We start from the raw sequence: 15,468 nt of genomic DNA, 5'->3' as shown, positions 1-15,468 counted from the left end.
CTCGACGCGCAGGGCGCCGCCCCGCACCGCCCCGAGCTGGGCGTCCTGGTCGCGGCCGTGCCCGCCGACGCCGCCGAGCGCACCGCGACGGCCGAGGCCGTCGCCGCCGTGGACGAGGAGGGGGTACGGCTGCGCAGCGCGGTGAAGTCCCGCGACGGCTTCTTCACCACCCACTGCATCAGCCCGTACTCGCGCTACCTGGCCCGCTGGTGCGCCCGCCGCGGCCTCACCCCGAACCAGGTCACCACCGCGTCGCTGCTGGTCGCGCTGATCGCCGCGGGCTGCGCGGCCACCGGCACCCGGGCTGGATACGTCGCGGCGGGCGTCCTGCTGCTCGCCTCGTTCGTCCTGGACTGCACCGACGGGCAGCTCGCCCGCTACTCGCTCCAGTACTCCACGCTCGGCGCCTGGCTCGACGCCACCTTCGACCGGGCCAAGGAATACGCCTACTACGCGGGCCTCGCGCTCGGCGCCGCCCGCGGCGGCCACGACGTATGGGCGCTCGCGCTCGGTGCGATGGTCCTCCAGACCTGCCGCCATGTCGTCGACTTCGCCTTCAACGAGGCCAACCACGACGCCACCGCCAACACCAGCCCCACCGCCGCGCTCTCCGGCAGGCTCGACAGCGTCGGCTGGACGGTGTGGGTCCGGCGGATGATCGTGCTGCCGATCGGCGAGCGCTGGGCGCTGATAGCCGTGCTCACCGCGGTCACCACCCCGCGCGTCACCTTCGTCGTCCTGCTGATCGGCTGCGGCCTCGCCGCCTGCTACACCACCGCGGGCCGCGTCCTGCGCTCCCTCACGCGGAAGGCCCAGCGCACCGACCGGGCCGCGCAGGCGCTCGCCGACCTCGCCGACAGCGGGCCGCTCGCCGAGGCCGGGGCCCGGATTCTGCGCCCGCTCGCCGGTCGTATGCCGTCCTTCGCGGCGCCCGCGGTCGCCCTGCTCGGCGCCGCCGCGGTCACCGCCACCGCGGCGCTCTCCTCCCGGGGCAGCTGGTGGCCGCCGCTGGTGGCCGTGGTCTACGTCCTGACCTCGTCCTTCGCCGTCTCCCGGCCGCTCAAGGGGGCCCTGGACTGGCTGGTCCCGCCGATCTTCAGGGCCGGTGAGTACGGCACGGTGCTGGCCCTCGCGGCCGTCTCCGGGGTAAACGGAGCGTTGCCCGCTGCTTTCGGCCTGGTGGCCGCGGTCGCCTACCATCACTACGACACGGTGTACCGCATCCGCGGCGGCACCGGGGCGCCGCCGCGGGCCCTGGTGCGGGCGGCCGGCGGACACGAGGGCCGCACCCTGGCGGTCGCCCTCCTGGCCGCCGTCGCACACCACACAGGCTTCACGGTCGCGCTGACGGTGCTCGCCGCGGCGCTCGCGCTGCTGGTCCTCACCGAGAGCGTCCGCTTCTGGGTGGTGGCCCACTTGAGCGGTGTGCCCGCCGAACACGACGAAACAGGAGAACCCGCATGATCGGCCTCGTGCTGGCGGCCGGCGCCGGAAGACGCCTGCGCCCCCACACCGACACCCTGCCCAAGGCACTGGTGCCGGTCGTCGGTCCCGAAGGGGCTGCGGACAGCCTGACCGTCCTGGACCTGACCCTGTCCAACTTCGCGGAGATCGGCCTGACCGAGGTCGCCGTCGTCGTCGGCTACCGCAAGGAAGCGGTCTACGCGCGCAAAGCGGCGCTGGAGGAGAAGTACGGCCTCACCCTCACCTTGATCGACAACGACAAGGCCGAGGAGTGGAACAACGCCTACTCCCTGTGGTGCGCGCGCGACGTCCTCAGCCACGGGGTGATTCTGGCCAACGGCGACACCGTGCACCCGGTGTCGGTGGAGAAGACCCTGCTGGCCGCGCGCGGCGGCGGCAAGCGGATCGTGCTGGCCCTGGACACCGTCAAGCACCTCGCCGACGAGGAGATGAAGGTCGTCGCCGAGCCCGGCAGGGGAGTGCGGCGGATCACCAAGCTGATGGACCCGGCCGAGGCCACCGGTGAGTACATCGGCGTCACCCTCATCGAGGGCGAGGCGGCGGCCGAGCTGGCCGACGCGCTGAAGACCACCTTCGAGCGCGACCCCGACCTGTACTACGAGGACGGCTACCAGGAGCTGGTCAACCGCGGCTTCACCATCGACGTCGCCCCGATCGGTGACGTCGCCTGGGTCGAGATCGACAACAACGACGACCTTGCCAAGGGGCGGGTGATTGCGTGCCAGTACTGACCCGGCTCATCCCCTCCCCGGTCGTCGTCGACATCAGGGGCGGCGCGATCGCCGACCTCGCCGTACTCCTGGCCGACCAGCGGATCTCCACCTCCGGCAAGCTCGCCTTCGCCGTCAGCGAGGGCTCCGGGCTCAAGCTGCGCGACCGGCTGGCCCCCGAGCTGCCCGGCGCGGACTGGTACCCGGTGCACGGCGGCACCATCGACGCGGCCGTGAAGCTCGCCGACTGCATGCGCGGCAAGCGCTACGACGCGGTCATCGGCCTCGGCGGCGGCAAGATCATCGACGTCACCAAATACGCCGCCGCACGGGTGGGCCTTCCCATGGTCGCGGTCGCCACCAACCTCTCGCACGACGGCCTGTGCTCACCGGTCGCCACCCTGGACAACGACAACGGGCGCGGCTCCTACGGTGTCCCGACGCCGATCGCGCTGGTCATCGACCTCGATGTGATCCGTGAGGCGCCCGCCCGCTACGTCCGGGCCGGCATCGGCGACGCGATCTCCAACCTCTCCGCGCTCGCGGACTGGGAGCTGTCCCACCGGGAGAACAGCGAGCCGATCGACGGCCTGGCCGCGGCGATGGCCAGGAGCGCCGGCGAGTCCGTGCTGCGGCACCCCGGCGGCATCGGCGACGACGACTTCCTGGTCACGCTCTCCGAGGGCCTGGTGCTGACCGGCATCGCCATGTCGATCAGCGGCGACACCCGCCCGTCGTCCGGCGCGTGCCACGAGATCAGCCACGCCTTCGACCTGCTCCACCCGCAGCGGGCCGCCGCCCACGGCGAGCAGGTCGGCATCGGCGCCGCCTTCGCGATGCACCTGCGCGGCGCGCGGGAGGAGTCGGGCCTCATCGCCGACACCCTGCGCCGCCACGGACTGCCCGTTCTCCCCGAGGAGATCGGCTTCACGGAACCGGAGTTCGTCGAAGCGGTGCGCTACGCGCCGCAGACCCGCCCCGGCCGCTTCACGATCCTGGAACACCTGGACCTCTCCGCCACCGAGATCAGGGACGCATACGCCGACTATGTCAAAGCCATCAGTAGCTGAACTGCGCCCGGTCGTTCACCCCCCGGGGGTCAAGGACCGCCGCAGCGGCGAACACTGGGCCGGCCGGCTCTACATGCGTGAGCTGTCGCTGCGCATAGACCGGCACCTCGCACCCACCCGCGTCACGCCCAACCAGTTGACGTACCTGATGACCGTCTTCGGCGTCCTCGCCGCCCCGGCACTGCTGGTGCCCGGGATCGCGGGCGCCGTCCTCGGCGTGCTGATGGTGCAGCTCTACCTGCTGCTGGACTGCGTGGACGGCGAGATCGCCCGCTGGAAGCAGCAGTTCTCGCTGTCCGGCGTCTACCTCGACCGCGTCGGCGCCTACCTGTGCGACGCCGCCGTCCTGGTCGGCTTCGGGCTGCGCGCCGCCGACCTGTGGGGCAGCGGCCGGATCGACTGGCTGTGGGCCTTCCTCGGCACCCTCGCCGCGCTCGGCGCGGTGCTGATCAAGGCCGAGACCGACCTCGTCGGGGTCGCCCGTCACCAGGGCGGCCTCCCGCCGGTCAAGGAGGCGGCGTCCGAGCCCCGCTCCTCCGGAGTCGCGCTGGCCCGCAAGGCCGCCGCCGCGCTGAAGTGGCACCGGCTCGTGCTGGGCGTCGAGGCGTCCCTGCTCATCCTGCTGCTCGCGATCGTGGACCAGGCGCGCGGCGACCTGTTCTTCACCCGGCTCGGCGTGGCCGTGCTGGCGGGTATCGCGCTGCTCCAGACCCTGCTGCACCTGGTCTCCGTCCTCGCCTCCAGCAGGCTGAAGTGAGCACGCAGGGGACGCCGCTGCGCGTCGGCGCGGTCATCATCACCATGGGCAACCGCCCCGCGGAGCTGAACGACCTGCTGGACTCGGTCGCCAAGCAGCAGGGCCCGGCGGTGACGGTCGCCGTGGTCGGCAACGGGTCGCCGCTGCCGCCGCTGCCCGCCGAGGTGCGCACCGCGGAGCTGCCCGAGAACCTGGGCATCCCCGGCGGCCGCAACGTCGGCATCGAGATGTTCGGACCCGGCGCCGAGGAAGTGGACGTCGTCCTCTTCCTGGACGACGACGGGCTGCTGCCGGGCGACGACACCGCGGAGCTGGTCAGGCGGGCCTTCGAGGCCGATCCGGAGCTGGGCATCATCAGCTTCCGGATCGCCGACCCCGAGACCGGGCAGACGCAGCGCAGGCACGTCCCCCGGCTGCGCGCCGCCGACCCGATGCGGGACTCGCGGGTCACCACCTTCCTGGGCGGCGCGTGCGCCGTGCGCAGCCGCGTCATCCAGCAGGTCGGTCCGTTGCCCGCCGAATTCTTCTACGCGCACGAGGAGACAGATCTGGCCTGGCGCGCTCTTGACGCGGGTTGGCTGATCGACTATCGGCATGACATGGTGCTGTTCCACCCGGCGACCTCACCCGCCCGGCACGCGGTCTACCACCGGTTGGTGGCCCGTAACCGAGTGTGGCTGGCCCGGCGCAATCTGCCGTGGCCGCTGGTCCCGGCGTACCTCGGCGTCTGGTTCGCGCTGACCCTGGCGCGCAGGCCCTCCCGGCCGGCGCTGCGGGCGTGGCTCGGCGGATTCCGTGAAGGATGGACATCTCCCTGCGGTCAACGGCGGCCGATGCGCTGGCGGACCGTCTGGAGGTTGACCCGGCTAGGCCGACCCCCGATCATCTGACAAGCTCGGACCTGAGAGCATCAGGCGCAGCCCGGGATTCCCCTGCCCCGGCGCGCACCTTGAGGACGAAAGTGTCAACTGTGAGCGAGACAACGCACAATGGTGCGGTCGCCGTCGGTGTCCCCCCGGCACCCACGGCCGATGACGGCCTCAGCCCCGCCCAGGTAGCGGCCAAGTACGGCCTGTCCGTCAGTGGCGCCCGGCCCGGCCTGACGGAGTACACGCGGCAGCTCTGGGGCCGTCGACATTTCATCAACGAGTTCGCCAAGGCGCGCACCCAGGCGCAGTACACCCAGGCCCGCCTCGGCCAGCTCTGGCAGGTGATGACGCCCCTGCTGAACGCGGCGGTGTACTACCTGATCTTCGGTCTGCTGATCGGCACCAGCAAAGGCATCGACAACTTCATCGCCTTCCTGGTCACCGGCATCTTCATCTTCACCTTCACGCAGTCCTCGGTACTCAGCGGCGTGCGGGCGGTGTCCGGCAACCTCGGTCTGATCAGGGCGCTGCACTTCCCGCGCGCCTCGATGCCGATCGCCTTCACGCTGATGCAGCTCCAGCAGCTCATCATGTCGATGTTCGTCCTGCTGGCGATCGTGCTGATGACCGGTGAGGTGCCGAACACCTCCTGGCTGCTGATGTTCCCCGCGCTGATCACGCAGTGGGTCTTCAACACGGGCCTGGCGCTGATCGTGGCGCGGCTGGGCAGCAAGATGACGGACCTGGCGCAGCTCATGCCGTTCATCCTGCGCACCTGGATGTACATGTCCGGCGTCATGTACAGCATCGACAAGCTGACCAGCACCGCGCCGCACTTCGTGCGCATCCTGCTCGACATCAACCCGGCCGCGGTCTACATCGATCTGATGCGCTTCGCGCTCATCGACAGTGTGACCTCCTCCCAGTTGCCGCCGCACGTGTGGGCGTCCGCGATCGGCTGGGCCGTGCTGGCGGGCGTCGGCGGCTACGTCTACTTCTGGAAGGCGGAGGAGCAATATGGCCGTGGCTGAGCAGCAGAGCGTCGAGAGGGCGCAGCAGCCCTCCGACAGCCGCGTTCCCACCGTGATAGTGGACGACGTGCATATCGTCTACACGGTGCACGGCGCGGGCACCGGCAAGGGCAGCGCGACCGCCGCCCTGGGCCGGCTGATCTCCCGCAAGGGCTCGCCGAACGTCCGCCGGGTGCACGCGGTCAAGGGCGTCAGCTTCACCTCGTACCGCGGTGAGGCGATCGGCATCATCGGTTCCAACGGCTCCGGCAAGTCGACGATCCTGCGCGCCATCGCGGGTCTGCTGCCGCCGGAGAGCGGGAAGATCTACACCGACGGCCAGCCCTCGCTGCTGGGCGTCAACGCGGCGCTGATGAACGACCTCACGGGTGAGCGCAATGTCATCCTGGGCGGTCTGGCCATGGGCATGACGCAGGAAGAGGTGCGCCGCCGCTACCAGGGGATCGTCGACTTCTCGGGCATCAACGAGAAGGGCGACTTCATCTCGCTGCCGATGCGGACGTACTCCTCCGGCATGGCGGCGCGCCTGCGCTTCTCGATCGCGGCGGCCAAGAACCACGACGTGCTGATGATCGACGAGGCGCTGGCCACCGGCGACCGCGCCTTCCAGCGCCGGTCCGAGGCCCGGATCAGGGAGCTGCGCAAGGAAGCGGGCACGGTCTTCCTCGTCAGCCACAACAACAACTCCATCCGCGACACGTGCGACCGCGTGGTGTGGCTGGAGAAGGGCGAGCTGTTGATGGACGGCCTGACCGACGACGTGCTCAAGGCGTACGAGGAGCACACCGGCAAGTAGCGCTCCCGGCCTGCTCGCAGGCGTACGAGGTCCCCGTCGGACGATCCGGCGGGGACCTTGTATTTCAATCCCACCACGTGTCACGCCCCCGGCGTACGCCGCAGCATCACCGGTCGTAAGCTGTACCGGTGCTGGGAGCCTGGAGATGATCGAAACCGCTGACCGACACCCGGGTGCGACACCCGGTGCGGCGTGTCCGAAATGGGAAGTTTCTGTTGGGCGGTGTAGAACGGGGGGTGTGGCGGCCATGATGATCGGGACCATCCTGCTCCGGGGCACGCTCGCCGCCTGTGCGCCGGGAAGAGCATGGTGACCGGGGACGCCGAGTCCCGGGCCGTCCTGGACAAGGCCGCGCGCGAGAACTTCCCCGTGGCACCGGTGTTCCTGCCGCGTGCCTGGCGCCGGGACCTGATGGCGGTGTACGGATTCGCCCGGCTGGTGGACGACATCGGCGACGGCGACCTGGCGGGGGGCGGCCGGGAGGACGCGCTGCGACTTGGACTGTCCGCCGACTCCGCCGACGACCGGCTCGCGATGCTGGACGCCTTCGAGGCCGACCTGGACCGTGTGTTCGACGGCACTCCCCGGCACCCGCTGCTGCTCGCGCTCCAGCCCACCGTCCGCCGCCACGACCTCAGCCCCGAGCCCTTCCTCGGTCTGATCGCCGCCAACCGGCAGGACCAGCGGGTGCGGCGCTACGCGACCTACGACGACCTCCTGGCGTACTGCGAGTTGTCCGCCAATCCGGTCGGCCGGCTGGTGCTGTCCATCACCGGCACCTCGACGCCCGAGCGCGTCCGGCGCTCGGACGCGGTCTGCACCGCGCTCCAGATCGTGGAGCATCTCCAGGACGTGGCCGAGGACCTCGGCCGCGACCGGATCTATCTGCCCGCCGAGGACATGAAGCGGTTCTCGGTCGAGGAGGCGGATCTCGCCGCCGCGACGGCCGGCGCACAGGTGCGCGCCCTGGTCGCGCACGAGGCGGAACGCGCCGGATACTTGTTGGATGAAGGTACCCCCCTGGTGGGCAGCGTCCGTGGCAGGCTCAGGCTGCTGCTCGCCGGATTCGTCGGCGGCGGCCGTGCCGCGCTGAAGGCGGTCGAAGCGGCGGGGTACGACGTACTGGCGGTATCGCCGAAAGCCACCAAGCCCAGCCTGCTGCGCGAGGTGGGGTCGACATTGCGAAGAGAGGGGTGAGCCGGACCGTGAACGGTTCCGCCCACACGTCCGGTCCCGTGCTCGCGGCCTACCGCTACTGCGAGGCTGTGACCGGCCACGAGGCCCGCAACTTCGCGTACGGCATCCGCCTGCTGCCCGCCCCCGAACGGCAGGCGATGTCCGCGTTGTACGCGTTCTCCCGCCGGGTCGACGACATCGGCGACGGTGAACTCCCGCCGCGGGAGAAGGCCGAGCGGCTCGACGGCACCCGCGCGCTGCTCACCCGCGTCCGCGCGGGGGAGGTCGCGGAGGACGACACCGACCCGGTCGCGGTCGCGCTCGCCGACTCCGCGCGCCGCTTCCCGCTGCCGCTCGAAGGGCTCGACGAACTCATCGACGGCGTCCTGATGGACGTCCGCGGCGAGACGTACGAGACCTGGGACGACCTCGCCGTGTACTGCCGTTGCGTGGCCGGCGCGATCGGACGGCTCTCGCTTGGCGTGTTCGGCACCGTGAATGGGCACGATCATGCGCGTGCCGCAGAATATGCCGACACGCTCGGCCTCGCCCTGCAACTCACCAACATCCTCCGGGACGTCCGCGAGGACGCCGCGAACGGCCGGACGTACCTGCCCGCCCAGGATCTCGCCAAGTTCGGCTGCGCGGCCGGTTTCCACAGCGATACCGCGCCGCCCGGCTCCGACTTCCCCGGTCTGGTGGAATTCGAAGTGCGGCGCGCCCGCGCCCTGTTCGCCACCGGATACCGGCTGCTTCCGATGCTCGACCGGCGCAGCGGCGCCTGTGTCTCGGCCATGGCCGGGATCTACCGCAGGCTGCTCGACCGGATCGCCGCCGACCCCGAGGCCGTCCTGCGCGGCCGGGTGTCACTGCCCGGACGGCAGAAGGCGTATGTGGCCGTCCGCGGCCTCGCGGGGCTCGACGCCCGCCGTACCGCCCGCTCCCCACGAGGTGACGCGTGAGACCGTCCCGCGACGGCGCGGGTCCGCGCGCACGGCACGGGGCACGGTACGCGAAAGACGAGGCAACCACCGGGACACGTACGGCGTCACTGCCAGCAACGGTTCGCCGCTTTGGACACGGCGGGGCCGAAGGGGGGAGGACGCATGACCACGCATGAGCGGATCACCACTGGCGGCGGCATGCGCACCGCCGTCGTCGTCGGCGGCGGACTCGCCGGTACGACGGCCGCGCTCGCGCTGGCGGACGCCGGGGTGCGCGTCACCCTCGCCGAGGCCAGACCCCGGCTCGGCGGCCTCGCCTTCTCCTTCAAGCGCGGCGAGTTGACCGTCGACAACGGCCAGCACGTCTTTCTGCGCTGCTGCGACGCCTACCAGTGGTTCATCGACCGGATCGCGGCCCGCGATCTGGTGACCCTTCAGGACCGGCTGGACGTACCGGTGCTGGAGGCCGACACGCTACGGCTGGGGCGGCTGTCCAGGACCGCGCTGCCGGTGCCCCTGCACCTGGCGGCGAGCCTGGCCCGCTACCCGCATCTGAGCCTGCGTGAGCGGGCCTCGGTGGGCCGCGCCGCGCTCGCGCTGGGCCGCCTCGACCTGGACGACCCGGCCCTGGACCGTACCGACTTCGCGAGCTGGCTCGGCGCGCGCGGGCAGTCCGCGCGCACCATCGAGGCGCTGTGGGACCTGGTCGGTGTGGCCACGCTCAACGCGCGGTCGGCCGACGCCTCGCTGGGCCTGGCCGCGAAGGTCTTCAAGACCGGACTGCTCTCCGACCCGGGGGCCGCCGACATCGGCTGGGCCTCGGCGCCGCTGGGCGACCTGCACGACGGCCGGGCCCGCGCCGCGCTGGACACCGCGGGCGTACGCACCATGCTGCGCTCCCGTACCACCGGCATCAAAGAGGCGGCGGACGGCGGCTGGCATGTCTCCATCGAGACCGGACCGGGACGCGGCGAGCAACTCGACGCGGACATCGTGGTGTTGGCGGTCCCGCAGCGCGAGGCGCACGGCCTGCTGCCCGCCGGATCGCTCGAAGATCCGGAAAAGCTCTTGCGCATCGGTACCGCTCCGATCCTCAATATGCATGTGATCTACAACAGACAGGTGCTCCGACAGCCGTTCTTCGCGGCACTCGGCAGCCCCGTCCAGTGGGTCTTCGACCGCACCGTCAGCTCCGGGCTCACCGGCGGCGGTCAGTACGTGGCCGTGTCCCAGTCGGCCGTGGAGGACGAGATCGACCTCCCCGTGGCCGAGTTGCGCGCCCGCTACCTGCCCGAGCTGGAACGGCTGCTGCCCGCGGCCCGCGGCGCGGGCGTCCGCGACTTCTTCGTCACCCGGGAACGCACCGCGACCTTCGCACCCACTCCGGGTGTCGGGCGGCTGCGTCCCGGTCCGGTGACCCGCGCCCCCGGCCTGTACCTGGCCGGGTCGTGGACCGCCACCGGCTGGCCCGCGACCATGGAGAGCGCGGTGCGCAGCGGCCTGCACGCCTCCCGAGAAGCGTTGTCCGCGCTCGGGATGCCATTCGACAACGCCGTCCTGGAGGCGGCATGAGTGCTATTGGTGCAACCAGAGGAGAGAACGTGACCGCCACCGGCGTCATCGAACTGCTGGAAAACGGCCGCATCCTGACCACACCCGTACTGCGCGCGGCCGTGGCCCGCCTCGCACCCCCGATGGACACCGTCGCCGCCTACCACTTCGGCTGGATCGACGAGGCGGGCCGCCCCGCGGACGGCGACGGCGGCAAGGCCGTACGCCCGGCGCTGGCCCTGCTGTCCGCGGAGGCCGCGGGCGCCTCGGCCGAGACGGGCGTACCCGGCGCCGTCGCCGTGGAACTGGTGCACAACTTCTCGCTGCTGCACGACGACCTGATGGACGGCGACGAGCAGCGGCGGCACCGTGACACGGTGTGGAAGGTGCACGGTCCCGCCCAGGCGATCCTGGTCGGCGACGCGCTCTTCGCGCTCGCCAACGAGCTGCTGCTGGAACAGGGCACGGTCGACGCGGGCCGGGCCACCCGCCGGCTGACCACCGCCACCCGCAAACTGATCGACGGTCAGGCGCAGGACATCTCCTTCGAGCACCGCGAGCGGGTCACCGTCCAGGAGTGCCTGGAGATGGAGGGCAACAAGACCGGCGCGCTGCTGGCCTGCGCGTCCTCCATCGGCGCGGTGCTCGGCGGGGCCTCGGAGTCCGACGCCGACGCGCTGGAGGAGTACGGCTACCACCTGGGGCTCGCCTTCCAGGCGGTGGACGATCTGCTGGGCATCTGGGGCGACCCCGCGGCCACCGGAAAGCAGACCTGGAGCGATCTTCGGCAGCGCAAGAAGTCGCTTCCCGTGGTCGCCGCGCTCGCCGCGGGAGGGTCCGCGTCGGAGCGCCTGGGTGAACTGCTCGCGGCGGACGCGAAGAATCCTGAAACCGGTGCCTTCAGCGAGGAAGAGTTCGCTATGCGCGCGGCGTTGATCGAAGAGGCCGGTGGACGTGAGTGGACCTCCCAGGAGGCCAGGAGGCAGTACGCGACCGCCATCGCCGCACTGGACAAAATGGACATGCCGGAACAAATTCAACGTAAGCTCGTTGGTCTCGCGGATTTTGTGGTGGTCCGCGAGAAATAAAGAGAACGACAGAACGAAACGTGGAGCGCTAACGTCGCCGGTCCCTCTTATGTGACGGCCGACGGCCGCCCCAACACCGCAGATAGTCTCAACTGCAAAGGGGAAGCCATGACAGCGACGACCGATGGCAGTCCAGGGACGCCAACCCACCGGACACCTTCGGCCAGCAGCACCTCGGAGCCGGACCCTGTTCCAGCCGACGGCACCGAGGAGGCGGCGCAGCGTGCCGTGCGGCGCGCCGCAGACCACCTTCTGGCACGGCAGCACCCCGACGGATGGTGGAAGGGCGACCTCGAAACGAACGTGACGATGGACGCCGAGGATCTGTTGCTCCGACAGTTCCTCGGCATCCAGGACGAGCAGACCACCGCGGCCTCCGCCCGGTGGATCCGCTCGCAGCAGCGTGAGGACGGCGCCTGGCCCACCTTTCACGGCGGGCCGGGCGACGTGTCGGCCACCATCGAGGCGTATGTCGCACTGCGACTCGCCGGGGACTCCCCGGACGAGGCGCACATGGCGCTCGCCGCCAAGTGGTCGCGCGGCGAAGGGGGAGTGGCGGCCAGCCGGGTCTTCACCCGCATCTGGCTGGCCCTGTTCGGCTGGTGGAGCTGGGACGACCTCCCGGAGCTGCCGCCCGAGATCATCTACCTGCCCAAGTGGATGCCGCTGAACATCTACTCGTTCGGCTGCTGGGCGCGGCAGACCATCGTGCCGCTCACCGTCGTCGGAGCCCACCGCCCGGTCCGCCCGGCGCCGTTCGGCATCGACGAGCTGCACATCAACCCCCAACAGCCCAACCCCAAGCGGCGCAGAGCCTCCATCAGGACCTGGGACGGCGTCTTCGAGCGGCTCGACCAGGTGCTGCACGTCTACCGGCGCTTCAGCCCGCGCATGGTGCGGCGCAGCGCCATGCACGCCTGCGCCCGCTGGATCATCGAGCGTCAGGAGGCCGACGGCTGCTGGGGAGGAATCCAGCCACCCGCCGTCTACTCGGTGATCGCCCTGCACCTGCTGGGCTACGAGCTCGACCACCCGGTGGTCAAGGCCGGTCTCGACTCGCTGGATCGTTTCGCCGTATGGCCCGAAGAGGGCGTCCGGATGATCGAGGCGTGCCAGTCCCCGGTCTGGGACACCTGCCTGGCCGCCATCGCGCTCGCGGACGCGGGCGTCCCCGCGGACGACCCGGCGCTGGTCAAGTCGGCCGAATGGATGCTCGGCGAGCAGATCACCCGGCCGGGCGACTGGTCCGTGCAGCGGCCCCAGCTCGCGCCGGGCGGCTGGGCGTTCGAGTTCCACAACGACATCTACCCCGACATCGACGACACCGCCGAAGTCGTCCTCGCCCTGCGCAGGATCGACCACCCGGACCGGGCGCGCGTCGACTCCGCGGTGGAGAAGGCCGTGCGCTGGAACGTCGGGATGCAGTCGCGGAACGGCGCGTGGGGCGCCTTCGACGCCGACAACACCAGCAGGTTCCCGAACCGGCTGCCCTTCTGCGACTTCGGCGAGGTCATCGACCCGCCGTCGGCCGACGTCACGGCGCACGTGGTGGAGATGCTCGCCGCGCTCGGTCTCGAGCACGACGAGCACGCCCGCCGCGGCATCGAGTGGCTGCTGGCGGAACAGGAGGACAACGGCGCCTGGTTCGGCCGTTGGGGGGTCAACTACATCTACGGCACGGGGTCCGCGGTCCCCGCGCTGGCCTCGGCCGGTCTCCCGTCGAGCCACCCGGCGATCCGCAAGGCGGTGAACTGGCTGGAATCGGTGCAGAACAACGACGGTGGCTGGGGCGAGGACCTGCGCTCCTACTCCGACCGGGAATGGGTGGGCCGCGGTGCCTCCACCGCCTCGCAGACCGCGTGGGCCCTGATGGCGCTGCTGGCGGCGGGCGAACGGGATGGTGACGCGGTCGCGCGCGGGGTGCGCTGGCTGACCGACACCCAGCTCCCCGACGGGTCCTGGGACGAGCCGTACTTCACCGGTACCGGCTTCCCCCGCGACTTCTCGATCAACTACCACCTCTACCGCATGGTCTTCCCGCTGACCGCCCTCGGGCGCTACGTCCGCGACGAGCCGTTCGGTACCCCGGGCGGCCCGGCTGTCACCGCCGGAACCGCCGCTGGAAAGGGGGCCTAGTTCGTGGGCCGTACAGGACCGCCGCTGCTGGTGGTGTGCGCCCTGCGCATCGAGAAGGTCGCGCTGCGCAGGGGAGCGGCCCGGAACGCCGCCGAGAAGGTCACCGTGCTCAGGACCGGCATGGGACCCACGGCCGCCGACCGGGTGGTCCGCGAGGCCCTGCACCAACCGGAGCTGCGCGGCTCGGCCGTCCTCACCACGGGCTTCTGCGCCGGGCTCGCGCCCGGCATGCGCCCCGGTGACGTCGTGGTCGCCGAGGACGGTCACGAGAGCGAGGCGCTCGCCGCCGCGCTCAAGGCGGCCGGTCACACCGTGCACACCGGCACCCTCGCAGAATCCGACCATGTCGTGCGGGGCGCCGAGCGCACCGCACTGGCGGCGACCGGTGCCATCGCCGTGGACATGGAATCGGCCGCGATGCGACGCGCCGCGCTCGCCGAAGGCACGCGCCACATCGCGGCGGCCCGAGTCGTCGTCGACACGCCCGAGTTCGAACTCGTACGTGTCGGAACGCTTCGCACCGGGATCATCGCATTCCGGGTGCTCAGAGATCTTGTTCCTGCCTTTCTTGATTGGCACCGCACTACCGTGCTCCCCTGGAGGTGAGCTAGATGGCTATGCCGCTCCGTCAGACCATCCGTATCGCGTCGTACCTCGTCGAACAGAAAATGGTTAGGCGACGCGAAAAGTTCCCGCTCATCGTCGAGCTCGAGCCGCTCTTCGCCTGCAACCTCGCGTGCGAGGGCTGCGGCAAGATCCAGCACCCCGCCAACGTGCTGAAGCAGCGCATGCCGGTGGCCCAGGCCGTCGGCGCGGTGCTGGAGTCGGGCGCGCCGATGGTGTCCATCGCGGGTGGTGAGCCGCTGATGCACCCCCAGATCGACGAGATCGTCCGGCAACTCGTCGCGAAGAAGAAGTACGTCTTCCTCTGCACCAATGCCCTTCTGCTGCGCAAGAAAATCGAGAAGTTCACACCTTCTCCTTACTTTGCCTTTACCGTTCACATTGACGGTATGCGCGAGCGGCATGACGAGTCCGTGGCCAAGGAAGGCACCTTCGACGAGGCCGTGGCCGCGATCAAGGAAGCCCAGCGCCGCGGTTTCCGGGTCACCACGAACTCGACTTTCTTCAACACCGACACGCCGCAGACGATCATCGAGGTGATGAACTACCTCAATGACGATCTGAAGGTCGAGGAGATGATGCTGTCTCCCGCGTACGCCTACGAGAAGGCGCCCGACCAGGACCACTTCCTGGGCGTGACGCAGACCCGTGAGCTGTTCAAGAAGGCGTTCGACGACGGCAACCGGCGCAAGTGGCGGCTCAACCACAGCCCGCTCTTCCTGGACTTCCTGGAGGGCAAGGCGGACTTCCCCTGCACCGCGTGGGCGATCCCCAACTACTCGCTCTTCGGCTGGCAGCGCCCCTGCTACCTGATGGCCGACGGGTACGTGCCCACGTACCAGAAGCTCCTGGACGAGACGGACTGGGACAAGTACGGCCGGGGCAAGGACGACCGGTGCGACAACTGCATGGCGCACTGCGGCTACGAGCCCACGGCCGTCATGGCCACCATGGGCTCCCTGAAGGAGTCCATCCGCGCCGCCCGCGAGACGGTCGCCTCCAACAGGGCGAAGTGACCCGACGATGACAGCAGTCGAGCCGGTCGCGCTCGGCCTGCCCTCCCTGCCGGCCCGGCCTCTGGCGACGCGTCGTGTTTCGCGTCGTATCCAGGTCGGGTCGGTCCCGGTGGGTGGGGACGCGCCTGTTTCCGTTCAGTCGATGACGACGACCCGTACGTCGGACATCGGTGCCACTCTTCAGCAGATCGCGGAGCTGACGGCTTCGGGGTGTC

15 protein-coding genes are annotated in these 15,468 nt (G+C 70.4%); all 15 read left to right on the top strand.

The features are described from left to right. On the top strand, positions 1–1,464 hold a 1,464-nt coding region (locus tag BGM09_RS18300; RefSeq protein WP_188282697.1), incomplete at its 5' end, for a DUF5941 domain-containing protein. Further along, entirely contained in the window at positions 1,461–2,216 is a 756-nt protein-coding gene (locus tag BGM09_RS18295) for a sugar phosphate nucleotidyltransferase (protein WP_188282696.1), read from the top strand. The genes BGM09_RS18300 and BGM09_RS18295, both read left to right, overlap by 4 nt. Continuing rightward, positions 2,204–3,265, top strand: coding sequence for an iron-containing alcohol dehydrogenase family protein (locus BGM09_RS18290; RefSeq protein WP_188282695.1), 1,062 nt, complete (start codon positions 2,204–2,206; stop codon positions 3,263–3,265). Before BGM09_RS18295 ends, BGM09_RS18290 begins: the two co-directional genes overlap by 13 nt. Then, positions 3,243–4,022 carry a CDP-alcohol phosphatidyltransferase family protein gene (locus BGM09_RS18285; RefSeq protein WP_188282694.1) on the top strand — a complete coding sequence of 260 codons (780 nt, stop codon included), beginning with the start codon at positions 3,243–3,245 and terminating at the stop codon, positions 4,020–4,022. Before BGM09_RS18290 ends, BGM09_RS18285 begins: the two co-directional genes overlap by 23 nt. A 44-nt stretch (positions 4,023–4,066) precedes the next feature. Further along, positions 4,067–4,912 (top strand): glycosyltransferase family 2 protein, encoded by an 846-nt coding sequence (locus BGM09_RS18280; RefSeq protein ID WP_188282698.1) that lies wholly within the window; start codon positions 4,067–4,069, stop codon positions 4,910–4,912. Between the two features lie 80 nt (positions 4,913–4,992). After that, positions 4,993–5,922, top strand: a complete 930-nt coding sequence (locus BGM09_RS18275) for an ABC transporter permease (RefSeq protein WP_188282693.1) — start codon at positions 4,993–4,995, stop codon at positions 5,920–5,922. Beyond that, complete coding sequence (locus tag BGM09_RS18270) at positions 5,909–6,718, top strand: ABC transporter ATP-binding protein (RefSeq protein ID WP_188282692.1); 810 nt, start codon at positions 5,909–5,911, stop codon at positions 6,716–6,718. Before BGM09_RS18275 ends, BGM09_RS18270 begins: the two co-directional genes overlap by 14 nt. Positions 6,719–7,024: 306 nt before the next feature. Then, complete coding sequence (gene hpnC, locus BGM09_RS18265) at positions 7,025–7,915, top strand: squalene synthase HpnC (protein ID WP_188282691.1); 891 nt, start codon at positions 7,025–7,027, stop codon at positions 7,913–7,915. Then, positions 7,912–8,856, top strand: a complete 945-nt coding sequence (gene hpnD, locus BGM09_RS18260; protein ID WP_188282690.1) for a presqualene diphosphate synthase HpnD — start codon at positions 7,912–7,914, stop codon at positions 8,854–8,856. Before hpnC ends, hpnD begins: the two co-directional genes overlap by 4 nt. A gap of 144 nt (positions 8,857–9,000) precedes the next feature. Next, the gene (gene hpnE / locus BGM09_RS18255) at positions 9,001–10,410 is read left to right on the top strand and encodes a hydroxysqualene dehydroxylase HpnE (RefSeq protein WP_188282689.1); all 1,410 of its coding nucleotides are present in this window, start codon (positions 9,001–9,003) and stop codon (positions 10,408–10,410) included. Then, entirely contained in the window at positions 10,407–11,477 is a 1,071-nt protein-coding gene (locus BGM09_RS18250; protein WP_188282688.1) for a polyprenyl synthetase family protein, read from the top strand. The genes hpnE and BGM09_RS18250 overlap by 4 nt, the downstream gene beginning before the upstream one ends. Positions 11,478–11,585: 108 nt before the next feature. Further along, complete coding sequence (shc, locus tag BGM09_RS18245) at positions 11,586–13,613, top strand: squalene--hopene cyclase (protein WP_188282687.1); 2,028 nt, start codon at positions 11,586–11,588, stop codon at positions 13,611–13,613. A 3-nt stretch (positions 13,614–13,616) separates the two neighbouring features. After that, entirely contained in the window at positions 13,617–14,219 is a 603-nt protein-coding gene (locus tag BGM09_RS18240; RefSeq protein WP_188282686.1) for a 1-hydroxy-2-methyl-2-butenyl 4-diphosphate reductase, read from the top strand. A gap of 5 nt (positions 14,220–14,224) precedes the next feature. Then, positions 14,225–15,253 carry an adenosyl-hopene transferase HpnH gene (hpnH, locus tag BGM09_RS18235; protein ID WP_188282685.1) on the top strand — a complete coding sequence of 343 codons (1,029 nt, stop codon included), beginning with the start codon at positions 14,225–14,227 and terminating at the stop codon, positions 15,251–15,253. A 7-nt stretch (positions 15,254–15,260) separates the two neighbouring features. Next, a partial coding sequence (locus BGM09_RS18230) for a flavodoxin-dependent (E)-4-hydroxy-3-methylbut-2-enyl-diphosphate synthase (RefSeq protein WP_188282684.1) occupies positions 15,261–15,468 on the top strand: 208 nt, incomplete at its 3' end.

The organism is Streptomyces sp. CBMA29 (assembly GCF_014596445.1).
Classification (GTDB): domain Bacteria; phylum Actinomycetota; class Actinomycetes; order Streptomycetales; family Streptomycetaceae; genus Actinacidiphila.
This window is presented reverse-complemented; position numbering and strand designations above follow the sequence as displayed.